Raw genomic sequence first — 23,610 nt, 5'->3', positions numbered from 1 at the left:
CGAGGGAACTTCACACTATCTAGCGTCGAACCTACCTGCAAACACTAAATATAGTATTAACAGACAATTTATTCCAGTCCGACATTTTTCCCTTTTCGTCCCCCAAAGACCCCACAATCCCGACGCCTCCGCCGGCCCCTAGCCAGGCGGAAATGCGGCCAAACGCACATAATCCGGGAAAAAAGACCGGGCTCAAAACTTTCCGGTCGCACTCTCAACAGGAGCGCATGACCTATAAAAGGCGACTCGTTTTGCGCCGTCAAGGATTCGTTTGCGTAGCTTTTGTGACCCCAACATCTTGTGTGTCACATATGTGGATAACGGGGATAGAAGTGGCCCGCAGGATTTTCGATTTTACCCACGTGCAGGCCATCAGCCGGACAACGCATGCCAAAGCTGGAGTGGCAAAATCGATTCCCTTTGCCAAAGAACATCGCCGGTGATGCGGCTTTGGCCGGTGAGTCTATGCTTGCTCAGGAGAACTGGTGCGGGTCGGCACAGAAATAGGCGATGATCTGGCCAAGGTCCGGCTCGTTGACCATGTGCGCGGCCTCGGCTGGGCTGACCCATTTGCGGATGCGCGACCGCTTTTCCTTCCACCGGTCGGCGATCTTGTCGACCCGCAGCGGAAACACCAGGACTTCGCAAGGCACTTCCTCGCCGGAAGCCAAAGCCTTGGCATAGAAGTAGCGGCCGGCTTCGTGGTGGGAGACCGTGCCGCGCAGCCCGGCTTCCTCGCCGGCCTCGCGCGCCGCCGCTTCGCAAAGCAGTTCCTTGGCCTCAGGCCAGCCCTTGGGAAGCACCCAGCGGCCGGTATCGCGGCTGGTGATCAGCATGATCTCGAGGCCATGCCCGGTATCGCGCCAGGGCAATGCTGCAACCTGCAGACGGCACGGCGCTGTGCCGAAGAGCCGCTGGACCCTTTCGGCCAAATGGTTGTGCGTTACTGGCCTCGTCAACATCGGAGAAGCTTGCCCCAGCCTCCAGAATCACTTGCCGTCTCGTGAATCTTACGGCTAATCATAAGCAATAAAAGTAAAAAACCTCATACGCACGAATTAACCACACACGAGACGTCGATTCAGGAATATCGTGCGCCGCTGCACTCTTTCAAGAAGTGCGCCGGCAAGAAGGCCGCGCCGGTATGTTCCGGGAGGAGAAAAAGCAGCTGCCGCGAATCAGCCGGCGTGGTCGTCGGCGATCGGCTTCTGGTAGGTGAAGCCCATGTCCCACGGAAAATAGATCCAGGTGTCCTGGCTGACCTCGGTGACGAAGGTGTCGACCAGCGACCTGCCTTTCGGCTTGGCGTAGACGGTGGCGAAATGCGCCTTGGGCATCATGGCGCGGACGATGCCCGCGGTCTTGCCGGTGTCGGTGAGGTCGTCGATGATCAATACGCCGGCGCCGTCATCGGCGAGCAGTGCCGGCGTGACCTCCTTCAGCACCTGCAACTGCCCCTGGCTGGCATAGTCGTGATAGGAGGCGACGCAAACCGTCTCGATGACCCGGATGCCGAGTTCACGCGAGATGATGGCGGCCGGCACCAGGCCGCCGCGGGTGATGCAGACGATCGCTTTCCATTGGCCTTTGTTGGCGCCGGCAAGCCGCCAGGCGAGCGCACGCGCGTCGCGGTGGAACTGATCCCACGAGACGGGAAAGGCCTTTTCGGGAAGGGACATTTTTCGCGCACTCCGCTGCGCGCGAAAATGCGCGCAGACACCTGAAGGAATGCGCGCGGAATTAACTGGAAAGCCTAGGCGTTGGCAAGTGGCGGCGGCAGGCGATCCCTGTGGACTTGCCGCCTGTGGACTTGCCGCTTGTCGATTTACCGCGACAGGAAAGCTGCCACCGGCACTGTGCGCAGCACCGTGCGCGTGACCCCGCCGAACAGCAGCTGGCGGAGCCAGGAATGGCTGTAGGCGCCGAGCACGAGCAGGTCGGCGCCAGTTTCGGCAACCCTGGTCTGGAGCACCTCGTCGACCGAGTGGCCGGCCGATTGCAGCACCGAGACGCTGACCGTGGCGCCATGCCTGGACAGGGCGGCGGCGATTTCGGCGCCGGCCGCCTCCGGGGCCTCGTCGAGCGTGTCCGGCGGGTCGATAACGACAATATCGGTTTGTTCGGCCTCGATGATGAAGGGCAGGGCGTCGAAAGCGGCGCGCGCCGCTTCCTTGCTGCCGTTCCAGGCGAGCAGCACATGCTTGAAGCTGGTGATCAGCGGGCCTGAGTGCGGCACGACCAGCACCGGCCGGCCGGCGTCATAGACCAGCGTGTCGACATCGGCGTTTTGATCGCCGCCCGTCTCGCGCTGCGCGGCGATGATCAGGTCCGCGGTGCGAACGGTCGGGATGCCGGTCAGCGCGCTGTCTCCTGAAAAGCTCTCGAGGCTGCGCCACTCGAAGGACAGGCCGGACTCTTCGACATGCCGGAGGAAAACCGCCCGCAATTTTTCAGCGCGTTCCTTGTTCATGTCGGCCGAAACCTGCAGGAACTCGGTGTCGGGAAAGCCGGTGGCCGAGGTGTAGGGGACCGGAAGCGCTTCGGCATGAATGCCGATGAGATGGCTCTCGAACTTGTCGGCAAGCGGGACGGCGCATTCGAGCACGCGCTCCGCGTCCTGTTCGTTCTGCAGTATGGCGACGATGGTCTTGAATCGCATGGCAACCCCTCAATTCGCGGGCGAGCGAACTCGCCCGCATGAAACGTTACAGCACTATGCTTGGTTCCGGTTAGCCCGGATATGGCCTAATGTATGTCGCCCAAAAGCATGCCCTCGGGCGCGTGGTGCGCAGCGGTTTGGGGCACCATGAATAAAGACAAGAAGGCGCGTCGCATGAATCCTCTCAGGCGCGATGCGCTTTGGATCAGTTGGCCGCGCTGGCGAGCCCTGCGACCATCGCTTCGACGTCGGCGCGGGCGGCGTCCAGTGCTTGCTGGCTGCGGGCACGGACGACCAGCTCGGTCCAGAACTTGCCGTCGCTGTATTTCGGGTAGGAGCCGATGATCGTGTCCGGATGCGCCCTCTGGATCTCGCCCAGCGGTCCGCCGACCAGGCCTTCGCCGAACGGACAGTGCACCGTGGCCGACAGCATTTTGGTGCCGGCCTGCAGCGTCGGCACGACATTGTCGAGCATCGCCTGGAAAATCGCCGGCACGCCGGCCATGACATGGACGTTGCCGATGCGGAAGCCCGGCGCGATCGACACCGGATTATCGATATGGTCGGCGCCGCGCGGCATCCGCGCCATGCGCTTGCGCGCCTCGGTGTATTCGATGCCGCGCGCCGCGTAGCTCGCTTCCAGCATGGCATAGGCCTTGGCGTCGTAGTCGCAGGGCACGCCGAACGCCCTGGCAATGGCATCCGCGGTGATGTCGTCATGCGTCGGGCCGATGCCGCCGGTGGTGAAGACATAGGTGTAGCGGGCACGCAAGGCGTTCACTGCGGCGACGATCTCGTCTTCCTCATCGGCAACGATGCGCACCTCCTTCAGGTCGATGCCGATCGCCGTCATGATGTCGGCAAGGTGGCCGATATTCTTGTCCTTGGTGCGGCCGGACAGAATCTCGTCGCCGATGACGAGCATGGCGGCGGTCACGATTTGGGGCATTGGCAGGCTCCGGCAGAAGGTCAGTTGAGGCAGACAAGGTCGCCTGGGCAGACAGCGTCGCCTGAGGCAGACAGGGTCGCCTGAGATAACGCGGCGGATGGTTGGCGGCAATGCGCCTCTTCTTCCTTCTCCCCTTGTGGGAGAAGGTGGATTGGCGCGCAGCGCCAAGACGGTTGAGGGGTGTTGGACGGAGTGCTGTTGGTGCCAAGCTGGAACACCCCTCATCCGACCTCGCTTCGCGAGGCCACCTTCTCCCACAAGGGGAGAAGGGAGAAGGCGCCCCGCAGGGCGCTATTCCTTCACCGCTCCGGTCATCGAGGAAACGTAGTGCTCGACGAAGAACGAATAGAGCACCACCACCGGCAGCGAGCCGATCAGGGCTCCGGCCATCAGCGCTCCCCATTCATAGACGTCGGAGCGGACAAGCTCCGTCAGCACCCCGACCGGCACAGTCTTGTTTTCGGACGACTGGATGAACGTCAGCGCATAGATGAATTCGTTCCATGACAGGGTGAATGCGAAGATGCCGGCGGAAATCAGGCCGGGCACCGACAGCGGCAGCACGATCTTCATGAGGATCTGCCAGCGGCTCGCCCCGTCGATGAGCGCGCATTCTTCCAGTTCGAACGGGATCGAGCGGAAGTAACCCATCAGCAGCCAGGTGCAGAAAGGGATCAGGAAGGTCGGGTAGGTCAGGATGAGCGCGAACGGGGTGTCGAAAAGCCCAAGGTTGAACACCATCACCGACAGCGGGATGAACAGGATCGAGGGCGGCACGAGATAGGCGAGGAAGATCGCGAGCCCGACGTGCCGCGCTCCCGAAAACCGCAGCCGTTCGATCGCATAGGCCGCGAACACCGCAGCCAGCAGCGACAGGAACGTGGCGGCGGTGGAGATGATGATCGTGTTGAGCAGCCAGCCCGGATAGGACGTGTCGAACAAGAGATAGCGGATGTGCTCGAATGTCGGATGCACGACCCAGAACGGATTGAAATTGGCGTAGTCGGTCATCTCGTGATTGGGCTTGATCGCCGTGATCGTCATCCAGTAGAACGGGAACAACAGCACGATGACGAACACCAGCAACGGCAGATAGACCGTCACCACGCGCCGCGGCAGGCTCTGAAGATAGCCCATGCCGCCTTCGTCGAGTTCCTGCCGTTTCGTTTTCTTGATCGCGGTCTCAGCCATGTCAGTCTCCTCCGCCCTGCTGCCATTTGCGGCGTTGCAGGCCGAAATAGCTGAACAGGATCGCCGCAAGCAGGAACGGGATCATGGCGACCGCGATGGCGGCGCCCTCGCCAAGCTGGCCTCCCGAAATGCCGCGCTGAAACGACAATGTCGCCATCAGATGGGTGGCATTGACCGGTCCGCCGCGGGTCAGCACGTAGATCAGCTGGAAATCGGTGAAGGTGAACAGCACCGAAAACGTCATGGTGATGGCGATGATCGGCGTCAGCAGCGGCAGCGTCACAAAACGGAACAATTGCCAGCGACTGGCGCCGTCGAGCGTGGCGGCCTCGTAAAGCGACTGCGGTATCGTCTGCAAGCCGGCAAGCAGCGTGATGGCGACGAACGGAATGCCGCGCCAGACATTGGCGGCGATGACCGAAGCGCGCGCGTTCTCCGGATCGCCGAGGAAATTGATGCGATGGTCGATCAGGCCCATTTCCATAAGTGCCCAGGACAGGATGGAGAACTGCGAATCGTAGATCCACCAGAAGGCGATGGCCGACAGCACCGTCGGCACCACAAACGGCAGCAGGATGATCGCGCGGAAGAACGATTTGATGGGAAGGTTCTGATTGAGAATGAGCGCCAGCCAGAGGCCGAGCGCGAACTTCAGGATCGAGGCGCTTATCGTGTAGAGCAAGGTGTTGAAGACGGAGAGCCAGAAGACGGCGTCATCCGACAGATATTGGTAGTTTTCGATGCCTATGAAGATACCGGGGCGACCGATGCGGGTATCCGTGAAGCCGAGCCAGACCCCGAGCCCGAGCGGATAGGTGAGGAAGACCAGCAGCAGCGCTGCCGCCGGCAGCATGAAGCCGAAGCCAAGCGCGTTCCGGCTGTCGGCCAGGAGCGACAGGCTCCGCGACAGGATCGACGGACGCGGCTGAACGGCAGCGGACGACACGGCCATGGGACGGCTCCTCATAGGGTCTAGTGGCATGGTGGCCTGAGTGGCGGCCACGCGATTTCAGAAACCAGACCGGGCAGCGCGGTCGCGGCTGCCCGGCTGCGCTGCGATCAAACGCGATAGTAGCGGTTGGCGCGTTTCTCCGCCTCTTCCATCGCCTCCTGCGGCGTCGCCTGGCCGGTCACCGCCTTGGCGAACATGTCGACCAGGACATAGTCGGCCATGGTCGCCGCCGAGGCGTAGCCGAGCGGCCCGGCATAACCGTTGGGTCGCAGCTTCGCCGAGGCTTTGGCGTAAGCTGCGTTGTTCGGGTCGGCCGTCCACACAGGATTGTTCTCGAAGGCTTTGAGTGTCTGGCAGCAATAGCCGGCGGAGGAGGTGATCCACTCTGCCATTTGCTGTTCCTCGAACATGAACTGCAGATAGGCCTTGGCCGCGTTGGGGTAGGGCGTGTAGTCGAAGATCACGGCCGTGGTCACCTGGAACAGCTCGACCGATTTTCCGACAGGACCGATCGGCAGGCTTGTCGTGCGCATGTCCTTGGCGATTTCAGCCAGTTTCGGATCATTGTCCTTGTTGGTCTTGGCCGTGTTATACACGGAAATGCCGTTGGCGATGACGCCCAGTTCGCCGGCCAGGAAGGCGCGGTTGTTGTTCACGTCGAGCCAGCTTTCGGTGCCGGGGATGAAGGTCTTGTAGAGTTCCTGGGCGTATTCGATCGCCTTGAGCGTCTCGGGGCTGTTGATCGTCACCTTTCCGCTCTCGTCGACCATCTGGCCGCCATGGCTCCAAAGCAGCCAGTGAGCATAGTTGTTGCCGTCGCCGACGCCATGGCCGTGCGTGAAGCCGGCCGGATGGCCCTTCGCCTGCAAGGCCTTGCAAAGCTCGAGGAAGCCCGCCGTGTCCTTCGGAAACTCCGAGAAGCCGGCCTCCTTCACCCAGCTTTCCCGATAGACGATGGCGTTGCCGATGGTGGCCAGGGGCAGGCCGAGGAATTTTCCCTCCCGCGTCGCATATTGCTTTGGTCCGTCGTGCCAGCCGCCATATTTCGTGCCGAGATACTCACCCAGTTCCGACACGTCGTGCAGCTTGTCGGGGTACTGGTGCGGGTCGTCGAACCAGACCAGCATCAGATCTGGACCGGAGCCGACATTGGCGGCAACCGCCGCCTTGGGGCGAATGTCCTCCCAGCTTTCCTTGTCGACGCGGACCTCGACGCCTGTCGCCTCGGTGAACCGCTTGGTGTTGGCCAGCCATTGGTCTTCATCGCCCTGAACGAACGGCGACCAGCGCAGCATGCGCAGCTTTGCGCCGTCTTCGGGCTTGTACGTCAACCCCTCCTGGGCAAAGGCGGAAGAGCCGACGAAGCGGCTTCCCAAGGCTCCCGCCGCCACGCCGGCGGTCGTGCGGATCACGTCACGTCTGGTGAATTTCATGCTCGTTTCCTCCTGTTTATTGTCCTTGCCTTATGGATCCTACTGCCGGGCGCGCAGTTCGAAGCGCTGCCCGGTTTCGCCATGAAAGAGATGGATGAGGCCCGGCTCGGCCGTGAGCCGTACGGTCTCGCCCGGCGTGAAGGAATGGCGCTCGCGGAAATTGGCGACGATCTCGTCACCGCCGGCCGTCCGGCCGATGAGCTGCACTTCCGACCCGGTCGGCTCGACCACCACGACGGTGACTGGAATGCCGTCGTCTTGGGATAGCCGCAGATGCTCGGGGCGTATCCCCAGCACCACCTGCTCGCCGCTGCCGGTCGACGGCACTGCGGCCAGCGGCAGGGAAATCCCGCCGGAGCCGCGAAAAGACGGTGAGCCGCCATCCGTCGCGATTTCGCCCCGCAGCATGTTCATGGCGGGCGAGCCGATAAAGCTGGCGACAAAAAGGTTGTTGGGCCGGTCGTAGAGCTCCAATGGCGGCCCGATCTGCTCGACGATGCCGTCATGCATGACGACGATCTTGTCGGCCATGGTCATCGCCTCGATCTGGTCGTGGGTGACATAGACCGTCGTGGTTTTCAAGCGCTGGTGCAGTTCCTTGATCTCGGCGCGCATCTGCACCCTGAGCTTGGCGTCGAGATTGGACAGCGGCTCGTCGAACAGGAAGACCGCCGGATCGCGCACGATCGCCCGGCCCATGGCGACGCGCTGGCGCTGGCCGCCGGAAAGCTGCCGGGGATAGCGCTCCAGCAATGGCACCAGCCCCAGGATTTCGGCGGCGCGCTTGACGCTGGCAGCGCTTTCGGCTTTCGCAGCACCCTTGAGCATCAGCGAGAACGCCATGTTCTCGGCCACGGTCATGTGCGGGTAGAGCGCGTAGTTCTGGAACACCATGGCGACGTCGCGTTCTTTTGGCGCAACGTTGTTGACGACGCGCTCGCCAATCGCGATCTGACCGCGCGAAATCTTTTCCAGGCCGGCGATCATCCTGAGAAGGGTCGATTTTCCGCAGCCCGACGGCCCGACCAGCGTGACGAACTCGCCGTCCTCTATATCGACGCTGACACCGTGCAGAATCTCGACGGTTCCGAATGATTTGTAGACATCGCCAATCGCGACAGACGCCATCGATTTCCTCCCGAATGCTTCCTGCGACGTCTTCGAAGGAAACCGCTTTCCTGACTGGCCGCGGCAGTTCCCAAAGCTCCTCCCTGGTCACGCGCGATGATGAAACGGTAGCGCTACCAGACTGCCCTGTAAAGCGGCTGCGTGGCAAGCGCCCTTCTTCGTCGCGCCTGATCGTGAGCGTTCCCAGCGGGACTGTAATTCGCCATGTCCGGGATCATAGCAAGAGCATGACTTGTCAAGCCCCAGCTCTTGAAACCGAGGTGCGAGAACGACACCAGCCTAATCGGAAACTTCGGTTTGCGGCCGGTCCCGGCCGTCGGCGAGCTCGTCGTGCCATTTGCCTTCGGCGTCCTCGTACTGGATGCCGTCGGTGGTGCCGGCGACCTGCTGTTCGGCCGAAGCGATCTCGGCGGCGCGCAGCGCGTCCTCGTGAGTAGGAAACGTCTCCGAAAATGTCTCGCCGACCTTATAGGCCCAGCCCCCGTCATGCTCGACGATCTTGTAGGTCAGCTTGGCCATGAAATCCTCCAGTGGAAAAAGCTCGGGTTGCTCAATGCGGTTTGCGGTCGGGCAGTTTGCCTTCGGGCAATCTCTCTTCGGGAACCAGCACGTCCGATTCCATGGCGGCCTCTACCAATGCCCGGCGCGCATCCGCTGTCGAACGATAACCTTCCAGCACTTTTAGGCAAGTGTCGAGAGCATCGCGATGCCGAGGGCCACGATTGAGCGGCCAGACGGTCATCAGGCACTTCGCAGCTTCCTGGGTGCTGCGGATCTCACGGTGTTTGCCGACACGGCCAAGTTCGACCACGACTGGCTTTTCAAAAGGCTTGCTGTCCATCATCGCCGCCAACGCGGAGCCGCTGATTTGGTTGCACGCCCCTCGGCGTGCGAAAATGTCTCGGGGTAACGGTCGTTGCGGCGGCGGCCCTGCAATCGGGCCGGTCAGCCGGCCGCCTTCATCCAGTGCTGCATCGTCGTCACCGAGCGGGCAAGCTGCGGCGCCGGCTGGATGTTTTCGCCGAAGGTGGCCGCGGCGCGCCACGCCCACCGCGGATCGGCGAGGAAGGCGCGGGCCAGGGCCACCATGTCGGCACGGCCCTCGGCGACGATCGCCTCGGCCTGCTTCGGATCGTCGATCAGGCCGACGGCCCTTGTCGGGATTCCGGCGCCGTTGCGAACGGCCTCCGCCAGGTGCACTTGGTAGCCGCGACCTGCCGGCAGCTTCTGCAGGGGCGAATTGCCGCCGCTCGAGCAGCAGAGATAGGCGACGCCCGTTGCCTTCAGCGCCTTGGCCACTTCGATTGCGTCGTCGACGTCGAAGCCGCCATCGACCCATTCCTTGACCGACAGACGCGCCCCGAGCATCAGCCCGGGCACTGCCTTTCTCACTGCCTTGGCGATCTCGACGACAAAACGCATGCGGTTTTCCAGCGAGCCGCCCCAGCGGTCGGTGCGCTGGTTGGAAAGCGGCGACAGGAACTGGAAGATCAGATAGCCGTGCGCGGCGTGCAATTCGATGAAATCGAAGCCGGCACGTTCGGCCCGCCTTGCCGCCTCGGCGAAGCGTTCGATGATCTGCAGGATCTCCTTATCCTCCAGCGCCCTCGGCACCTGCCAGCCCGTGTCGTAGGCGATTGCCGAGGCCGACACGATCGGCCAAGGGTCCTGATCGGCGTTCAGCGGCCCGCCGCCTTCCCAAGGTTTCTGGTTGGAGGCCTTGCGGCCGGCATGGGCAAGCTGCGTGCCGAACCTGGTGCCGGGAGCAGCGACGCGCTTGGCCGCATCCAGCGCGCGCCGGGCGGCCGCCTCGTTGTCGTCGGAATAAAGGCCGAGGCAGCCATGCGAGATGCGGCCGCGCCGCTCGACGTCGGTCATCTCGACGGTGACCATGCCGGCGCCGGACATCGCCAGGTTCATCCAGTGGTACAGGTGCCAGTCGCTGGCCGAGCCGTCTTCGGCGGAATACTGGCACATCGGCGCCACCGCAATGCGGTTGGGAAAGGTCAGGCCGTCAAGCGTGATCGGCTGGAAAAGGGAAGGGGTCATCAGGAAACTCCGGGGAGGGGCTGTCGCTATTTAGGCAATGGATTGCGCCCGCGCCATACGCGAGGCGGTGAAGCGCGCCTCTGCTGGATGAAGCCGCGATCCTTCGCTGAAGCGATTGCCCTGAATTGCTGTCGGGATTGCGCGAAGGCCCGATCACCGCTACGCCTCGCCGGCAACACGGAGTTCACCATGGAAGACCGCATTCGCATCCGTTCGGAGGAAGTCCTTTCCGACGACTGGGCAGTCCTGAAAAAGACCGTCCTCGATTATCGCCGGCGCGACGGGCAGTGGGAGACGCAGATCCGCCAGACCTACGATCGCGGCGACGGCGCGGTGATCCTGCCTTACGACCCGGAGCGCTCGACGGTTCTGCTGGTGCGGCAGTTCCGCTACGCGGCCTACGCCACCGGCCACCGCGAGCCGCTGATCGAGGCCTGCGCCGGCCTGCTCGATGAACACGATCCCGAAACCTGCATCCGCAAGGAGGCGGAAGAGGAACTCGGCTATAGGCTGAAGGACGTCGAACGGCTGTTTTCGCCCTTCATGAGCCCCGGCAGCGTGACCGAACGGCTCTGGTTTTTCGTCGCCCGCTATTCGCCGACCGACCGCATCTCCGACGGCGGCGGCGCGCCGGACGAAGGCGAAGACATCGAGGTCCTGGAAATGCCGCTCGACGAGGCGCTGGCCGGCATCCACGACGGCCGCATTATTGACGCCAAGACCATCATCCTGATCCAGCATCTGAAGCTGAACCCGATCCGGGTGTGATCCAAGCCGGAACCTGCATGCACCAGCGCTGTGGCGTCGGCGTTGCTGGTGCGGACGACGGGAATCGAACCCGTACGATCAGAGATCGAGGGATTTTAAGTCCGAGGTGAGGTGGTGCGAGCGACGGGGATCGAACCCGTAAGCCATTGTAGTGGCGGCAGATTTTAAGTCTGCTGAGTTTACCAGTTTCTCCACGCTCGCTGGCACAGTTGGCCCTGTTTGGCACAGCCGTGTCACTGTGTCACGAAGGTTTCTCAGCAGGATTGGCACGGGCAAACTTGGTGCGCTGCTGCGGTGCAGAACCTTTTGATGGCGGAGCGAGGCGCCCCCCTCTGTCCTGCCGGACATCTCCCCCACTTGGGGGGAGATCGGCAGCTTCGCGGACAGCGTCCTTTTTTGCCAGGTTGGTGTTGGCGAAATCAGTGATGAAGGCCGATCTCCCCCCTCGTGGGGGAGATGTCCGGCAGGACAGAGGGGGGCGCGAAGGATCGCTACGGAGCGCGTTTATTCTGAGCCGTTGCATTCTTCGGCGGATGTCACGGAATGGATCCCAGGGTCTGCGCCGCGTCGCTAGGATGACGAAGGCGCGGCGGCTTTCGGCCAATCGCAGACGTTGGAGAATTGGCGGCTGCAGGCCGGTCAGCAGCGACGGGCCATCCACTGATTCAAACTTGATCAAAATCATCCCGGAACCATTTCGGAGCGGCTGAGTTTCGGGCTAAAGCTACTGGAACCCCTGACATGGCAGAGTTTGACGCAGGACAAGGGAAGTCTGTTGCCAACGCGGTACGGCGATTGCTGCGTTCCGAAGACTATCGCCGGCACTTGCACGGCGTGCTGAATCTTGCCGTCGACCCACGACTGCCCAGCACCTTTGTCCCATTTGCTTGAGGCGCTTGATCAGGCCGGGCGGGAACCGTTTAGGCATTCCCGGAGCTCAAACGAGCGATAACCGAGTAAACGCGCTGATTTCTCCTGTACCCGCTATTTTCTCCACCCCATGACTCAACGCTATGACATTGAGAAGACACCTGAAGGCACATGGGACATCATCGATGTGTTCACGGGACTGCCGGTTGTCGAGGTCGGCGTCCCGTTGATCGACATGCCGATCGAAGAGGCCGACGATCTGGTCGAGCTTCTCAACTGCCGCGACAGGGAACAACGGGGCGATACTTGAGCGCCCGATTTCCTGATCGAAACTCCCGAACAACCTGATTTGCCGCAAACGGACCCGCCTTCCGGTTGAGGCATTTTGTCGTGGACGGCGCCTCGCAGCGCCGCCGACGGCGCCTCCGGCAACGACAGGTGAAGACCGCGTAGCCGCACACGACCCACAAGTTCCCCGCTGGTCAAAATCCGCGCGGCTTGGCACAGTCGGGAAAACAGGAGTCTCCTCATGGCGAAGACCGCGCGTGCGACGAAACCAAAACCCTGGGCCGAGGCGGCGACGCATCTGGTCGACGTCGCCATGGGCAGGAGGCCCGCCGATCTCGTCATCCGCAACGGGCGCTGGGTCAACGTTCATTCCGGCGAGATCATCGCCGGCACCGACATTGCCATTGCCGGCGGCCGTTTCGCCTATTGCGGGCCGAATGCCGGCCATGCCATCGGCCAGGGCACCAAGGTGGTCGACGCCGGCGGGCGCTATCTGGTGCCGGGCCTTTGCGACGCTCACATGCATGTCGAGAGTGGCATGGTGACGGTGACGGAGTTTTGCCGCGCGGTCATCCCGCATGGCACCACCTCGATGTTCATCGACCCGCACGAGATCGCCAATGTGCTCGGCCTGCCGGGTGTGCGGCTGATGCATGACGAGGCCGTCGCCATGCCGATCAACGTGCTTGTGCAGATGCCGTCCTGCGTGCCTTCGGCACCTGGGCTGGAGCATGCCGGCGCCGAGCTGACGGTTGCCGATGTGACCGAGGCGATGGGCTGGGAAAACATCGTCGGACTTGGCGAGGTGATGAACTTTCCCGGTGTCGCTGCCAACGATCCGGTGATGGCCGGCGAGATCGCCGCGACGGTGAGGGCGGGCAAGACCGTCGGCGGCCATTATGCCTCGCGCGATCTCGGCCTGCCGTTCCACGGCTACGTCGCCGGCGGCCCCGAGGACGACCACGAAGGCACGCGCGCCGAGGACGCCATCGCCCGCGTCCGCCAGGGCATGAAGGCAATGCTGAGGCTGGGCTCGGCATGGTACGACGTTGCCTCGCAGATCAAGGCGGTGACGGAGAGCGGGCTCGATCCGCGCAACTTCATCCTGTGCACCGACGACAGCCATTCCGGGACGCTCGTCCATGAAGGCCATATGGACCGGGTGGTCCGCCACGCCATCAGCCAAGGGGTGAAGCCGGTGACCGCGATCCAGATGGCGACGCTCAACACCGCCCAGCATTTCAGGCTGGAGCGCGAGCTGGGTTCGATCGCGCCGGGGCGGCTCGCCGATCTGCTGATCGTCTCCGATCTGGCCGCAATGACCATCGACGAAGTCTATGGCCGCGGCGTCAGGCTGGCCAAGGGCGGCAAGCTCGACATCGACATTCCGGCATATGACTATCCGAAGACGGCAAAGAACACCGTCAAGCTCGGCAAGAAGCTCAAACCGGGGGATTTCGACATCGTGGCGCCTGTCGGCGCCAACGAAATTCGGGTGCGGGTCATCGGCGTGATCGAGAACCAGGCGCCGACGCGGGCGCTCGAGGCCGATCTTCCGGTGGAGGACGGGCTGGTCGCCATGGACCGTCGCAACGACGTCTGCCAGATCGCGCTGGTCGAGCGCCACCGCGGCACGGGAGGCGTCACCAACGCCTTCGTCTCCGGCTTCGGCTATATGAGCGACTGCGCCATGGCCTCCAGCGTGGCGCATGATGCGCACCACATCATCGTCGTCGGCACCAGCAAGCAGGACATGGCATTGGCGGTCAACCGGCTGGGCGAGGTCGGCGGTGGCGTCGTGCTGTTCTCCAGGGGCAAGGAACTGGCGCTGGTCGAAATGCCGATCGCCGGCCTGATGTCGGACGAGCGCGCCGAAATCGTCGCCGCCAAGGCCGACAAGCTGACCGAGGCAATGCGCCAGATGGGCTGTTCGCTGAACAACGCCTACATGCAGCACTCGCTGCTGGCGCTGGTCGTCATCCCGGAACTGAGGATTTCCGATGTCGGCCTGATCGACGTGACGACGTTCCAGAAAGTCGAACTGTTCGTCTAACAACGACCAAGGGCGTGCCCGCTCCTCATCCGCCGGTGGCGATGGTCAGCACCTTGAACGGCGTGGTGATGACGATCTCGGCGACGGAGCCGACGGCCTTGCCGATGCCCTGGCCGAGATTGTTGATCGGCTGCGCCGGATCGACCTCGTCCGATGCCAGGCCGGCCGGCGCGCGCAGCCGGTCGCCGAGTAGCTGCACCAGGAATGGGTTGTCGGCGAATTTGGCGTGGTTCAGGCGGTCGCCGCCTTTGGTCTTGCTCAAGTCGACCACCGACACGCCATAGCTGGCGAGGTCGGCCGCGTCGCCATAGTCGCCGACGCGCGGCTTGTCGCCGGAGATCAGGGAGGACAGCCTCAGGGCGCGATCGTCGCCCGAAAGCAGGATGGCGAAAGGCTTGTCGGGCTTGCCGTAACGGATCATCTGCTTCTTGAATACATCGACATCGATGTCGGGCGAGGCCAGGATGACATAGCCGAGCCTGTCGCCGAGATCACGGTCGCCGGTGATGGCAAGCTGGCGCAGCGCCTCCATCGTCACCCAGGTGCCCATCGAATGAGCGATGATGTCGATGCTCTTGGCCTTCGTCTTGGCCAGCATCCGCAACGTCTCTTCGAGATCGTCGCGCGCCGCGTTGGCGCTTTCCTTGTCGTAGATATAGCCCGTGGTCTTGCCGCTCGACGCCCATGAGAACAGCACCGGCGTGCCGGAGTATTTGGTGTCGTGCGCGATCTGCGTCAGCCGGTAGATGCCATCGTCGAAACCGTTGTTGAAGCCGTGCACGAAAACCAGAGCGCGGTCGCCGCGCATGGCGATGTCGGTGCCGACCGCCTTGGCGAATTGCGGGGCGCCTTCGTAGAATTCGACCTCGGTTGCCGTGAAGTCCTTCGCCGGGTTGCTGTTGGCGGAGCCCCTGACCCGCTCGATGGCGCCGACCTGATGGGTTTTCGGGACGGTGACTTCGACACTGGCAAAACTGGTGGTCGGTGAACGGTCACCGTCGAACACCTGCCGCGGGTCCTTCGTCGCCTTTTTTCGGGTGGTGGCGACGAAGATCTCATGCGTGGCGGCGATGTCGGAGGCAGGCACCGTCACGGTCGTCGTGTTGAGAAGGTCGTGGGTCTTGCGGCCGGCGCAGCCGGTCACCGCGAGCGCAAACGCTACGACGAGAAAAGTCTTCGAACGCACCTCACTGCCCGAGCAGGCTGATGCGGTCGGTCACCTCGCGGTCGCTGGCAAATCCGTCATCCTCGCGCAGCCGCTGGCCGATCATCTTCACCAGTTCGGGGTTGTCGGCAAATTTGGTGTGGTTGAAGCGGTCCGATCCCTTGACGCTGGAGAGATCGACGACGCTCACGCCATAGTCGGCGAGGTCGGCGGCGTCCTTGTAATCGCCGACGCGCGGCCGCGAGCCGGCGATCAGGCCGGAGAGCCGCAGCGCCCGGTCGTCGTCGGATAAAAGCAGGATGAATGGCTTATTCGGCTTGCCGTAGCGGCGCATCTGGCTCTTGAACACGTCGACATCGATGTCGGGCGAGGCCAGCACGACGTCACCGAGCTTGCCGCTGAGATCGCGGTCGCCATTGATGGCGAGCTGGCGCAGCGCTTCCATGGTAACCCAGGTTCCCAGCGAGTGAGCGACGATGTCGATGCGCCGCGCGCCGGTCTGCGAAAGCATTCTCAGCGTCACTTCCAATTGGTCGCGGGCAGCACTGGCGCTTTCCCTGTCGTAGACATAGTCCCGGGTCTTGGCGCCCGACGCCCAGGAAAACAGCACCGGCGTGCCCGGGTAGCCGGAATCATGGGCGATCTGGGTGACGCGGTAGACGGCGGCGTCGAAGCCGGTGTTGTAGCCATGGACGAAAAGCATGACGCGGCCGCCGCGCGCGGCGATGTCGGCACTGAGCGCGTTGGAGAATTTCGGCGCGGTGTCGTAGCCGACGACGTCGGAGGCCATGAAGTATTTGGCAGGGTCGTTCGACTTGCCGCGCGAGCGCCGCTCGATCTGACCGGCTTCGTGGGTTCCCGGCACGGTGACGTTGACGCGGGCATAGTTCAGCGTGGCCGAGCGCTCACGGTCGAAAACCTTGCTGGGATCGTCGGAGCGCTTGCGCGTCGTGGCGATGAAGATGCTGTGGTTGCCGGCGATATCGGTCACCGGCGCCGACACCATGGCGCTGCCGAGCAGTTCCTCGGTCTGCCGGCCGCCACAGCCGGCAACGAGCAAAGCAAGGGCAAGGATGCAAATCTTCTTCAACTCTAGAATTCCACTCCGGCCGAAAGGCTTGATCCAACCTCCGCGACCCCTCCCGGACAGCCGAAGTGCGGCAGAAGTAAGTCGTTTCCTACCGAAATGCGCTCAGCGGCTTGCGACAGTCATCGCACTGTTGCGCGAAAGCCAGAACGATTGCCCTGATCAAACACCTACGGCGTGTGCTAGCTTCGCGAACACCACAGACGATCCGGGGTAATTTTTTCGATGACCAGTTTCTCTTCCCGCGTCGCGGTCGCCGCTGCCGCGATCCGCCAGATTTTCCCGGAAACGCCGCTGCAGGAAAACGACTATCTGTCGAAGAAGACCGGCGCGCGCGTGCTGCTGAAGCGCGAGGACCTGTCGCCGGTGCGCTCCTACAAGATCAGGGGCGCCTTCAATTTCTTCCGCAAGGCGCTCGCCGCCGGCAACGATGCCGAGCTGTTCGTCTGCGCTTCCGCCGGCAACCATGCCCAGGGCTTTGCCTTCGTCTGCCGTCATTTCGGCAAGCGAGGCGTGGTGTTCATGCCGGTGACGACACCGCAGCAGAAGATCGACAAGACGCGGCTGTTCGGCGGCGAATTCGTCGAGATCAGGCTGGTCGGCGACTTTTTCGACGACTGCTACCGCGCCGCCTCCGAATTCACCGAAAGCGCCGGCGCGCACATGGTGCCGCCGTTCGACCACAAGGACATCATCGAGGGGCAGGCGACGGTCGCCTACGAGATATCAGGCCAGATGCCGGGCGCGCGCATGCCCGACATCATCATGCTGCCGGTCGGCGGCGGCGGACTGGCAGCGGGTGTGACGCATTATTTCGCCGACCAGCGCCGCGACACGCGCTTCGTCTTCTGCGAGCCGGCCGGCGCGCCAAGCCTGAGCGAGAGCCTCGCCACCGGCAAGCGCATCAAGCTTGCCAGGGTCGACAATTTCGTCGATGGCGCCGCGGTGGCCGAGATCGGCCGCGAGCCGTTGCGGCATCTCAGGGCGTTTGCCACCGAGGCGGTGCGGCTGATCCCGGAAAACCGGCTCTGCGCGACGATGATCGAGATGCTGAACGTCGAAGGCGTGGTGCTGGAGCCGGCCGGCGCATTGGCGATCGACGCGCTGAAGGATTTCTCGAAGAAGGAAATCAGGGGCAAGACCATCGTCGCGGTGGTTTCGGGCGGCAATTTCGATTTTGAGCGGCTGCCGGACGTGAAGGAAAGGGCGCTGCGCTTCGAGGGGCTGAAGAAGTACTTCATCATCCGCTTTCCGCAGCGGCCGGGCGCGCTGCGCGACTTCCTCGAATTGCTCGGTCCCGACGACGACATTGCCCGCTTCGAATATCTGAAGAAATCGGCGCGCAATTTCGGTTCGGTGCTGATCGGCATCGAAACCAAGGACCGCCGCAATTTCGAGCTGCTCAACGCCAATTTCGAGGCCGAGGGCGTTCAGTATCAGGACATCACCGACAACGAGACGCTGGCCGGGTTCATCATATGAGCGCCCGAATATGAGTGCCCGGGCGAAGATTTTCGTTGCGTTGTTTTCCGGCATCAATGTCGGCGGCAACCGCATCGTCAAGATGGCGGACTTGCGGTCGTTCTTCGAGGAACTCGGCTTTGGCGACGTCGCCAGCTATGTGCAGAGCGGCAATGTCGTGTTCCGTTCGGCAAAGGGCGACGCGGCCACGCTGGCCAAACAGATGGAAGCGGCCTTCGAGAAGAAATGGGGATTTCACTCGCGCATCATGGTGCGCGATCTCGGCTGGTTCGAGCGGCTGGTGGCGGAAAATCCCTATCCAGAAGTCGCCGGGGAACCGACGAAGCTTCACGCCTATGTGCTGGAGCGCCCGCCGACCGCCGACGAGGTCGCGCGGCTGGCCGAAAAATGCACCGGTCCCGAACGGTTCGAGATCAGGGGCGACGTGCTTTACCTGCACGCACCGGAAGGCCTCGGCAAATCGGTATTTGCCAACCTCATCCCTCGCACGCTGAAAGTGCCCGCCACCGCGCGCAACTGGCGCACGGTGCTGATGCTGCTGGCGATGGCCGGCCGCAATGGCGGAGCGTAGTCGCCTACGCTGCCGAAGCCTTTCTCCAGTCGAAGGTCAGCTCTTCGCGAAAAGCGAAGCGTTTGATGTGGTCGGCGACGACCGTCTCCAGCCGCTCCAGCGAGCCGGCTTCGTCAGCGGTCACCGCGATATGCAGCGCTGCCGGGTCGGCATCGAGAACCGTGCGGCCCAGTGAGAGATCGATCGTGCCGTGGTTCGGATCGAACTCGACGGGAAACTTGTGCGCCCAGTGCTTGCAGAGCTGCTGCAGATAGCGGCTCGCATGTTCAGTGACGACATCGGCATGGCTGGTCGGCATGAATGAATTCTTCCCCAATGCGGCCCGTTACCAGCTTCCGGTATTGGGCATCGACGCCCAGGGCTCGGCCTTGGCCTTGGCCGGGCCTTTCTGCAAAAGCTCGATCGAGATGCCGTCCGGCGATTTGACGAAGGCCATGTTGCCGTCGCGCGGCGGCCGGTTGATGGTGACGCCCTTGTCCATCAGCTGCTGGCAGGTGGCGTAGATGTCGTCGACCTCGTAGGCGAGGTGGCCGAAATTGCGGCCGCCCTTGTAGTCTTCCGGATCCCAATTGTAGGTGAGCTCGATCAGCGGCGCCTTGTCGGTGATGCCGCTTTGCTCGTCTTCGTCCGCTGCGAGGAAGATCAGCGTGTAGCGCCCCTGTTCGTTTTCGTGGCGGCGCACTTCCTTGAGGCCAAGCTTGTTGCAGTAGAAATCGAGCGAGGCATCGATGTCGGCGACACGGACCATGGTGTGGAGATAGCGCATGTGATTTTCCTCGAAATGTTGCTTTGCGGCGGAACATAGGGGCCACCCGGCCAAAGGGCAATTCCCGATAGCCGTTCCTGCCGGCAAACAACAAATCCGGTATTCCCGCAATGAACCGTGAAAAAACGCAGCTCAGGTCTTGCACACACCTGAAACGGAAGTGTTAATCTAACGTCAAGAATCAGTTGCGGTATTCTTGGAAAAAGGGGGGCGTTGTTATGGGGGAAAAAGCCTCTTTCATGGGGCGGGACGGAACCGGTCACGACGCCTTGCAAAGAGACGAGAGCGGCGACACGGCCGGTCTTGTCGAGATTGCGGGCGCTATCAAATGGTTCGACGTGGCCAAGGGTTACGGTTTCATTCTTCCCGATGACGGCTCTTCCGGCGATATTCTCCTCCATGTGACTTGTCTTCGAAAAGACGGTTTCCAGACCGCCTTGGAAGGTGCGCGCGTCGTCTGCCTGGTCAAGCAAGGTGAGCGCGGATTGCAGGCGTTCCGCGTGCTCTCCATGGATCTCACCACGGCGACCCATCCGGCGGAGATGCAGGAGCAGCGCACCCACGTCTCGGTGACGCCGGAAAGCGGCCTCGAACGGGCGCTGGTGAAATGGTTCAACCGCACCAAGGGCTTCGGTTTCCTGACCCGGGGCGAGGGCACCGAGGACATTTTTGTCCACATGGAGACGCTGCGCCGTTACGGCATTACCGAGCTCAGGCCGGGGCAGGTCGTGCTGGTCCGCTTCGGGCGCGGCGACAAAGGCCTTATGGCTGCCGAAATTCACCCGGATATGGGTACCTTGCCCGTCTCGCATTAGGGTGCGTTGATATTCAGGCCTTACTCAGATCTTTTCGAACGTTTGCGCTGCCCCTCACCTGCCTGCCGGCATCCTCTCCCCGTATAGTGACGGGGAGAGGGGCGCTGTCATCAATGATTTCGCCAATTTCCGGCCGTTGTAGAAATGTATGCCACCGTTGCGGCCAGCCCCTTCTCCCCGTCACTATACGGAGAGAAGTGCCCGGCAGGGCGATGAGGGGCAGCGCTGAGATCAACAATTGGTGGGTCGCAAGCGCAGGGAACTATATACAGGCTGGAACCACCTGAATTTCAACATACCTAGGACGATGGCCGAGGAGTCTGAATGACTTACAGGAACTGGCTGACAACGGGCGTAGTCTGCGCCGCGATCGCCTTTGTCATCGCCGCAGGCGCTTTCTTCCATTCGCAGCGACCGGCTTCGGCAGACAGCCGGGCGATGATCCTTGCCGTCGACCCGCAGCCGCTGGTCGCGGTGACGAAGGGCGGCGAACGCTCTTTCTCCGTCGAAATCGCCGACACCTCGGCCGAGCGCGAGGCCGGCTTGATGTTTCGCGAGGAGATGGCCGACGACCATGGCATGCTGTTCGTGTTCGAGGAGGCTCGGGATGTCAGCTTCTGGATGAAGAACACGCCGATGCCGCTCGACCTGATCTTTGTCGGTCAGGACGGCAGGATCCGGGCGATCAAGCAAGGCGAGCCGCAATCCGAGGCGATGATCTCGCCCGGCGAGCCGGTTCGCTTCGTGCTCGAGCTCAAGGCGGGCACCGCCGCCAGGAGCGGCATCGAGGACGGCGACCTGTTGCGTCACCCGGCAATCGGCACTGCGCGCAACTGAACGCGCAGGATCCATCGCAGATGCAGTTTTTCCCCCATGACGGTTTTGACCTTGCCTTCCTTGACCGCCAGCCGGCATCGGGGCAGGGCGATCCGGTGCTCATGATCCATGGCTTTGCCTCGACCCATTACGTCAACTGGGTGTCGCCCGGCTGGTTCAAGGCGCTGAACGATGCCGGCTACCGCGCCATCGCCTTCGACAATCGCGGCCACGGCGCCTCGTCGAAGAGCTATCAGGAGGCAGACTATACGCCCGCACGAATGGCTTCCGACGGGGCAGCGTTGCTGAACCATCTCGGCATCGAACGCGCCCATGTCATCGGCTACTCGATGGGCGCGCGGATTTCCGCCTTCCTGGCGCTTTCCGATCCTGACATGGTGGCGACGCTGGTCTTCGGCGGTCTCGGCATCGGCATGGTCGACGGCGTCGGCGACTGGGATCCGATCGCCGCCGCCCTTCTGGCCGACGATCCCGATGCCACCAGCCATCCGCGCGGCCGCTCGTTTCGCGCCTTCGCCGACCAGACCCGCAGCGACCGTCGGGCGCTGGCCGCCTGCATTGCCACTTCACGGGAATTGCTGGCCGAGGCCGACATTGCGCGCATTGCCCAGCCGACGTTGATTGCCGTCGGCACCAAGGACGATATCGGCGGTTCGCCCGACGAACTGGCCGCCTTGATGCCGAACGCCAGGGCTTTCCATATCGAGGGCCGCGACCACATGCTGGCCGTCGGCGACAAGTCCTTCAAGCAGCGGGTGCTGGAGTTTTATGCCGAAAATCCGCTGTGAGTAAATCGGTGGTTGAGTTGGGTTGACCCAAGGCCCGAAGGATGCAGCGGCTCAGGACAAAGCCGATCCGTAGCGATCCTTCGCGCCGGCATCAAAGGTGCAGCAGCAGCGCTCACGCCCCGAGCGCTTCGAGCGAACGCGCCATGTTTTGCCGAGCCTGAGCCTCGAACCGCTGCCGGAACTCCTCGGTGTGGAAGATGTGCGGGCGGGCGAGGAAACTCTTCAGAACCGCACTGCGGCCGGCGCGCCACATCGGCTCTTCCACCCAGCCATATTCGCGGTGCACCGCCTGTTCATAGGCGTCGAACGCATCAGGCGGCGCCCCCAGGATCGCCAGGTCCATATCGAGGAACAGCGCTGCGTCGCGGGCGGCATTCTCGTCGTCAGACCGCGGCAACTCATGCGTGGCGGTGGCTGATATCATCGCCGTGATGCGGCCAAGGCGCTGTTCATCGGTGCGGCCGGCCAGCTTTTTCTCCGCAAGGGCGGCACTCCTCGCCTCGTTGTCCTTGGCCCGGCTGTCATAGATGGCGTCGTGGAACCAGATCGCCGCCTCGACCGCCTCGGGGTCGTGCAACGATGCCCGATAGTGGCCGGCCATCGCCAGCATCGCCTCGATATGGCCGAGGTTGTGATAGTGACGACCCTCCGCCTCATAGAGCGCGGAAAGCTCGCGCTTCAGCGGCTCGTCGATCAAGGCTTGGTTTTCCATCGCCGCTTGAATTTCCGTGAACCAAATCCATTTGACAAAGCACTAAGGAAAATTGAGTTCAACCGTGCTATGATCTGGCTTATAGAGCATGTCGCGCAAAGCTGCGCAGCGGTTTTGGTGCCAAGCCGGAGACATTAGGCCGGAGACCATTGATGAACAGCGTTACGATTGCCCGCCCGACCATGGTGAAGCCGATCGACCCGATCTGGCGCTCGATCCGCGACGAAGCGATGGAGGCGGTCAACCGCGATCCGCTGCTGGCGGCGTTCCTCTATTCGACCATCCTCAACCAGGAAAGCCTGGAGGAGGCGGTCATCCATCGGCTGGCCGAGCGGCTCGCCCATCAGGATATCGGTTCCGATCTCATCCGCCAGACATTCAAGGCGATGGCAGCCGACGACAACGACTGGTCGTCGACGGTGCGTGTCGACATCCAGGCCTATTACGACCGCGATCCGGCCTGCGACCGCTTCATCATGCCGGTGCTCTATTTCAAGGGTTTTCATGCCATCCAGACGCACCGCCTGGCGCATTGGCTGTGGAACCAGGGCCGCCAGGATTTCGCGCTCTACCTGCAGAGCCGGTCGTCCTCGGTGTTCCAGACCGACATCAACCCGGCCGCCCGCATCGGCAAGGGCATCTTCCTCGACCACGCCACCGGCCTCGTCGTCGGCCAGACGGCGGTGATCGAGGACGACGTGTCGATCCTGCACGGCGTGACGCTGGGCGGCACCGGCAAAGCCGGCGGCGACCGCCATCCTAAAATCCGCTACGGCGTGCTGATCGGCGCCGGCGCCAAGATCCTCGGCAACATCGAAGTCGGCCATTGCTCCAAGATCGCGGCAGGCTCGGTGGTGCTGTCGCCGGTGCCGCACAACAAGACGGTTGCCGGCGTGCCGGCCCGCGTCGTCGGCGAGACCGGCTGCGACCGGCCCTCGCGGCAGATGGACCAGCTTTTGCCGTCGCAGTCGATGGACCACGTCGTCAGCTTCGATATTTGAGCGCTCGGGCAGGGGCCCTTTGCAAAGGCGTCTTTCTCCCCTCACT

Annotated in this window: 25 protein-coding genes and 1 tRNA gene; 9 read left to right on the top strand and 17 right to left on the bottom strand. The window is 62.8% G+C overall.

Annotated features, from left to right (window positions below; genetic code table 11):
• Nucleotides 1–473: 473 nt before the first annotated feature.
• The 11 genes from AC0L3O_RS05510 to AC0L3O_RS05460 form a co-directional block, all read right to left on the bottom strand.
• On the bottom strand, nt 474–962 hold the full coding sequence (locus AC0L3O_RS05510) for an NUDIX hydrolase (protein ID WP_287237577.1): 489 nt from the start codon (nt 960–962) through the stop codon (nt 474–476).
• Nucleotides 963–1,178: 216 nt separating this feature from the next.
• The gene (gpt, locus tag AC0L3O_RS05505) at nt 1,179–1,679 is read right to left on the bottom strand and encodes a xanthine phosphoribosyltransferase (RefSeq protein WP_473615043.1); all 501 of its coding nucleotides are present in this window, start codon (nt 1,677–1,679) and stop codon (nt 1,179–1,181) included.
• 146 nt (nt 1,680–1,825) lie between these two features.
• A complete protein-coding gene (locus AC0L3O_RS05500; protein WP_287237578.1) occupies nt 1,826–2,659 on the bottom strand; it encodes a universal stress protein in 834 nt (277 codons plus the stop codon).
• Nucleotides 2,660–2,864: 205 nt separating this feature from the next.
• Nucleotides 2,865–3,608, bottom strand: a complete 744-nt coding sequence (locus tag AC0L3O_RS05495) for a competence/damage-inducible protein A (protein WP_287237580.1) — start codon at nt 3,606–3,608, stop codon at nt 2,865–2,867.
• 291 nt (nt 3,609–3,899) lie between these two features.
• Complete coding sequence (locus AC0L3O_RS05490; RefSeq protein ID WP_128168495.1) at nt 3,900–4,799, bottom strand: carbohydrate ABC transporter permease; 900 nt, start codon at nt 4,797–4,799, stop codon at nt 3,900–3,902.
• A gap of 1 nt (nt 4,800) precedes the next feature.
• A complete protein-coding gene (locus AC0L3O_RS05485) occupies nt 4,801–5,652 on the bottom strand; it encodes a carbohydrate ABC transporter permease (RefSeq protein WP_287062084.1) in 852 nt (283 codons plus the stop codon).
• Between the two features lie 206 nt (nt 5,653–5,858).
• Nucleotides 5,859–7,184: an ABC transporter substrate-binding protein gene (locus AC0L3O_RS05480; RefSeq protein ID WP_473615042.1), complete on the bottom strand. Its 1,326-nt coding sequence runs from the start codon at nt 7,182–7,184 to the stop codon at nt 5,859–5,861.
• A gap of 39 nt (nt 7,185–7,223) precedes the next feature.
• Nucleotides 7,224–8,312 carry an ABC transporter ATP-binding protein gene (locus tag AC0L3O_RS05475; protein WP_128168498.1) on the bottom strand — a complete coding sequence of 363 codons (1,089 nt, stop codon included), beginning with the start codon at nt 8,310–8,312 and terminating at the stop codon, nt 7,224–7,226.
• 279 nt (nt 8,313–8,591) lie between these two features.
• Nucleotides 8,592–8,831, bottom strand: coding sequence for a DUF2188 domain-containing protein (locus tag AC0L3O_RS05470; RefSeq protein WP_023798198.1), 240 nt, complete (start codon nt 8,829–8,831; stop codon nt 8,592–8,594).
• A 31-nt stretch (nt 8,832–8,862) separates the two neighbouring features.
• Entirely contained in the window at nt 8,863–9,156 is a 294-nt protein-coding gene (locus AC0L3O_RS05465; protein WP_473615041.1) for a DUF982 domain-containing protein, read from the bottom strand.
• A 101-nt stretch (nt 9,157–9,257) separates the two neighbouring features.
• Nucleotides 9,258–10,361 (bottom strand): NADH:flavin oxidoreductase/NADH oxidase, encoded by a 1,104-nt coding sequence (locus tag AC0L3O_RS05460; RefSeq protein ID WP_473615039.1) that lies wholly within the window; start codon nt 10,359–10,361, stop codon nt 9,258–9,260.
• 189 nt (nt 10,362–10,550) lie between these two features.
• Between AC0L3O_RS05460 and AC0L3O_RS05455 the strand changes: the two genes are divergently transcribed.
• The gene (locus AC0L3O_RS05455) at nt 10,551–11,129 is read left to right on the top strand and encodes an NUDIX domain-containing protein (RefSeq protein WP_287259702.1); all 579 of its coding nucleotides are present in this window, start codon (nt 10,551–10,553) and stop codon (nt 11,127–11,129) included.
• A gap of 112 nt (nt 11,130–11,241) precedes the next feature.
• On the opposite strand, the gene AC0L3O_RS05450 is transcribed toward AC0L3O_RS05455, so the two are convergent.
• Nucleotides 11,242–11,330: transfer RNA gene (locus AC0L3O_RS05450), tRNA-Leu, on the bottom strand.
• Between the two features lie 799 nt (nt 11,331–12,129).
• On the opposite strand from AC0L3O_RS05450, the gene AC0L3O_RS05445 reads away from it, so the two are divergent.
• Nucleotides 12,130–12,309 carry a hypothetical protein gene (locus AC0L3O_RS05445; RefSeq protein ID WP_027156055.1) on the top strand — a complete coding sequence of 60 codons (180 nt, stop codon included), beginning with the start codon at nt 12,130–12,132 and terminating at the stop codon, nt 12,307–12,309.
• 219 nt (nt 12,310–12,528) lie between these two features.
• Nucleotides 12,529–14,340, top strand: a complete 1,812-nt coding sequence (gene ade / locus AC0L3O_RS05440; RefSeq protein WP_473615038.1) for an adenine deaminase — start codon at nt 12,529–12,531, stop codon at nt 14,338–14,340.
• Nucleotides 14,341–14,365: 25 nt separating this feature from the next.
• On the opposite strand, the gene AC0L3O_RS05435 is transcribed toward ade, so the two are convergent.
• Together AC0L3O_RS05435 and AC0L3O_RS05430 are read right to left on the bottom strand one after the other, a co-directional pair.
• Nucleotides 14,366–15,526: an alpha/beta hydrolase gene (locus AC0L3O_RS05435; RefSeq protein WP_473615037.1), complete on the bottom strand. Its 1,161-nt coding sequence runs from the start codon at nt 15,524–15,526 to the stop codon at nt 14,366–14,368.
• A gap of 1 nt (nt 15,527) precedes the next feature.
• Entirely contained in the window at nt 15,528–16,595 is a 1,068-nt protein-coding gene (locus AC0L3O_RS05430) for an alpha/beta hydrolase (protein ID WP_245269140.1), read from the bottom strand.
• A gap of 222 nt (nt 16,596–16,817) precedes the next feature.
• Between AC0L3O_RS05430 and ilvA the strand changes: the two genes are divergently transcribed.
• Nucleotides 16,818–18,074 (top strand): threonine ammonia-lyase IlvA, encoded by a 1,257-nt coding sequence (gene ilvA, locus AC0L3O_RS05425; protein WP_027156051.1) that lies wholly within the window; start codon nt 16,818–16,820, stop codon nt 18,072–18,074.
• A gap of 10 nt (nt 18,075–18,084) precedes the next feature.
• Complete coding sequence (locus AC0L3O_RS05420; protein ID WP_473615036.1) at nt 18,085–18,645, top strand: DUF1697 domain-containing protein; 561 nt, start codon at nt 18,085–18,087, stop codon at nt 18,643–18,645.
• 4 nt (nt 18,646–18,649) lie between these two features.
• Here the strand turns inward: AC0L3O_RS05420 and AC0L3O_RS05415 are convergent, their stop codons facing one another.
• Both AC0L3O_RS05415 and gloA read right to left on the bottom strand, forming a co-directional pair.
• Nucleotides 18,650–18,943, bottom strand: coding sequence for a DUF2218 domain-containing protein (locus tag AC0L3O_RS05415; protein WP_287228990.1), 294 nt, complete (start codon nt 18,941–18,943; stop codon nt 18,650–18,652).
• Between the two features lie 27 nt (nt 18,944–18,970).
• Nucleotides 18,971–19,411 carry a lactoylglutathione lyase gene (gene gloA, locus AC0L3O_RS05410; RefSeq protein WP_128173234.1) on the bottom strand — a complete coding sequence of 147 codons (441 nt, stop codon included), beginning with the start codon at nt 19,409–19,411 and terminating at the stop codon, nt 18,971–18,973.
• A 239-nt stretch (nt 19,412–19,650) separates the two neighbouring features.
• Here gloA and AC0L3O_RS05405 point away from each other — a divergent pair, with 239 nt between their 5' ends.
• From AC0L3O_RS05405 to AC0L3O_RS05395, 3 genes are all read left to right on the top strand, one after another.
• Nucleotides 19,651–20,226, top strand: coding sequence for a cold-shock protein (locus AC0L3O_RS05405; protein ID WP_329608822.1), 576 nt, complete (start codon nt 19,651–19,653; stop codon nt 20,224–20,226).
• A 324-nt stretch (nt 20,227–20,550) separates the two neighbouring features.
• Nucleotides 20,551–21,063, top strand: a complete 513-nt coding sequence (locus tag AC0L3O_RS05400) for a DUF192 domain-containing protein (RefSeq protein ID WP_473615034.1) — start codon at nt 20,551–20,553, stop codon at nt 21,061–21,063.
• Nucleotides 21,064–21,083: 20 nt separating this feature from the next.
• On the top strand, nt 21,084–21,851 hold the full coding sequence (locus tag AC0L3O_RS05395) for an alpha/beta fold hydrolase (RefSeq protein ID WP_473615033.1): 768 nt from the start codon (nt 21,084–21,086) through the stop codon (nt 21,849–21,851).
• Between the two features lie 112 nt (nt 21,852–21,963).
• Here the strand turns inward: AC0L3O_RS05395 and AC0L3O_RS05390 are convergent, their stop codons facing one another.
• Nucleotides 21,964–22,563: an HD domain-containing protein gene (locus tag AC0L3O_RS05390; RefSeq protein ID WP_473615032.1), complete on the bottom strand. Its 600-nt coding sequence runs from the start codon at nt 22,561–22,563 to the stop codon at nt 21,964–21,966.
• Between the two features lie 152 nt (nt 22,564–22,715).
• Between AC0L3O_RS05390 and cysE the strand changes: the two genes are divergently transcribed.
• Nucleotides 22,716–23,564, top strand: a complete 849-nt coding sequence (gene cysE, locus AC0L3O_RS05385) for a serine O-acetyltransferase (protein WP_027156043.1) — start codon at nt 22,716–22,718, stop codon at nt 23,562–23,564.
• Nucleotides 23,565–23,610: the final 46 nt, after the last annotated feature.

Source organism: Mesorhizobium sp. WSM4810 (assembly GCF_055811235.1).
Note: the sequence above shows the minus strand (reverse complement) of the source record. Positions and strands in the feature narration are given on the sequence as shown.

Excerpts from the sequence above, each read along its gene's own strand:
- AC0L3O_RS05510 (WP_287237577.1), bottom strand. The coding sequence starts at position 962 with ATGTTGACGAGGCCAGTAACGCACAACCATTTGGCCGAAAGGGTCCAG.
- gpt (WP_473615043.1), bottom strand. The coding sequence starts at position 1,679 with ATGTCCCTTCCCGAAAAGGCCTTTCCCGTCTCGTGGGATCAGTTCCAC.
- AC0L3O_RS05500 (WP_287237578.1), bottom strand. The coding sequence starts at position 2,659 with ATGCGATTCAAGACCATCGTCGCCATACTGCAGAACGAACAGGACGCG.
- AC0L3O_RS05495 (WP_287237580.1), bottom strand. The coding sequence starts at position 3,608 with ATGCCCCAAATCGTGACCGCCGCCATGCTCGTCATCGGCGACGAGATT.
- AC0L3O_RS05490 (WP_128168495.1), bottom strand. The coding sequence starts at position 4,799 with ATGGCTGAGACCGCGATCAAGAAAACGAAACGGCAGGAACTCGACGAA.
- AC0L3O_RS05485 (WP_287062084.1), bottom strand. The coding sequence starts at position 5,652 with ATGCTGCCGGCGGCAGCGCTGCTGCTGGTCTTCCTCACCTATCCGCTC.
- AC0L3O_RS05480 (WP_473615042.1), bottom strand. The coding sequence starts at position 7,184 with ATGAAATTCACCAGACGTGACGTGATCCGCACGACCGCCGGCGTGGCG.
- AC0L3O_RS05475 (WP_128168498.1), bottom strand. The coding sequence starts at position 8,312 with ATGGCGTCTGTCGCGATTGGCGATGTCTACAAATCATTCGGAACCGTC.
- AC0L3O_RS05470 (WP_023798198.1), bottom strand. The coding sequence starts at position 8,831 with ATGGCCAAGCTGACCTACAAGATCGTCGAGCATGACGGGGGCTGGGCC.
- AC0L3O_RS05465 (WP_473615041.1), bottom strand. The coding sequence starts at position 9,156 with ATGATGGACAGCAAGCCTTTTGAAAAGCCAGTCGTGGTCGAACTTGGC.
- AC0L3O_RS05460 (WP_473615039.1), bottom strand. The coding sequence starts at position 10,361 with ATGACCCCTTCCCTTTTCCAGCCGATCACGCTTGACGGCCTGACCTTT.
- AC0L3O_RS05455 (WP_287259702.1), top strand. The coding sequence starts at position 10,551 with ATGGAAGACCGCATTCGCATCCGTTCGGAGGAAGTCCTTTCCGACGAC.
- AC0L3O_RS05445 (WP_027156055.1), top strand. The coding sequence starts at position 12,130 with ATGACTCAACGCTATGACATTGAGAAGACACCTGAAGGCACATGGGAC.
- ade (WP_473615038.1), top strand. The coding sequence starts at position 12,529 with ATGGCGAAGACCGCGCGTGCGACGAAACCAAAACCCTGGGCCGAGGCG.
- ilvA (WP_027156051.1), top strand. The coding sequence starts at position 16,818 with ATGACCAGTTTCTCTTCCCGCGTCGCGGTCGCCGCTGCCGCGATCCGC.
- AC0L3O_RS05420 (WP_473615036.1), top strand. The coding sequence starts at position 18,085 with ATGAGTGCCCGGGCGAAGATTTTCGTTGCGTTGTTTTCCGGCATCAAT.
- AC0L3O_RS05415 (WP_287228990.1), bottom strand. The coding sequence starts at position 18,943 with ATGCCGACCAGCCATGCCGATGTCGTCACTGAACATGCGAGCCGCTAT.
- gloA (WP_128173234.1), bottom strand. The coding sequence starts at position 19,411 with ATGCGCTATCTCCACACCATGGTCCGTGTCGCCGACATCGATGCCTCG.
- AC0L3O_RS05405 (WP_329608822.1), top strand. The coding sequence starts at position 19,651 with ATGGGGCGGGACGGAACCGGTCACGACGCCTTGCAAAGAGACGAGAGC.
- AC0L3O_RS05400 (WP_473615034.1), top strand. The coding sequence starts at position 20,551 with ATGACTTACAGGAACTGGCTGACAACGGGCGTAGTCTGCGCCGCGATC.
- AC0L3O_RS05395 (WP_473615033.1), top strand. The coding sequence starts at position 21,084 with ATGCAGTTTTTCCCCCATGACGGTTTTGACCTTGCCTTCCTTGACCGC.
- AC0L3O_RS05390 (WP_473615032.1), bottom strand. The coding sequence starts at position 22,563 with ATGGAAAACCAAGCCTTGATCGACGAGCCGCTGAAGCGCGAGCTTTCC.
- cysE (WP_027156043.1), top strand. The coding sequence starts at position 22,716 with ATGAACAGCGTTACGATTGCCCGCCCGACCATGGTGAAGCCGATCGAC.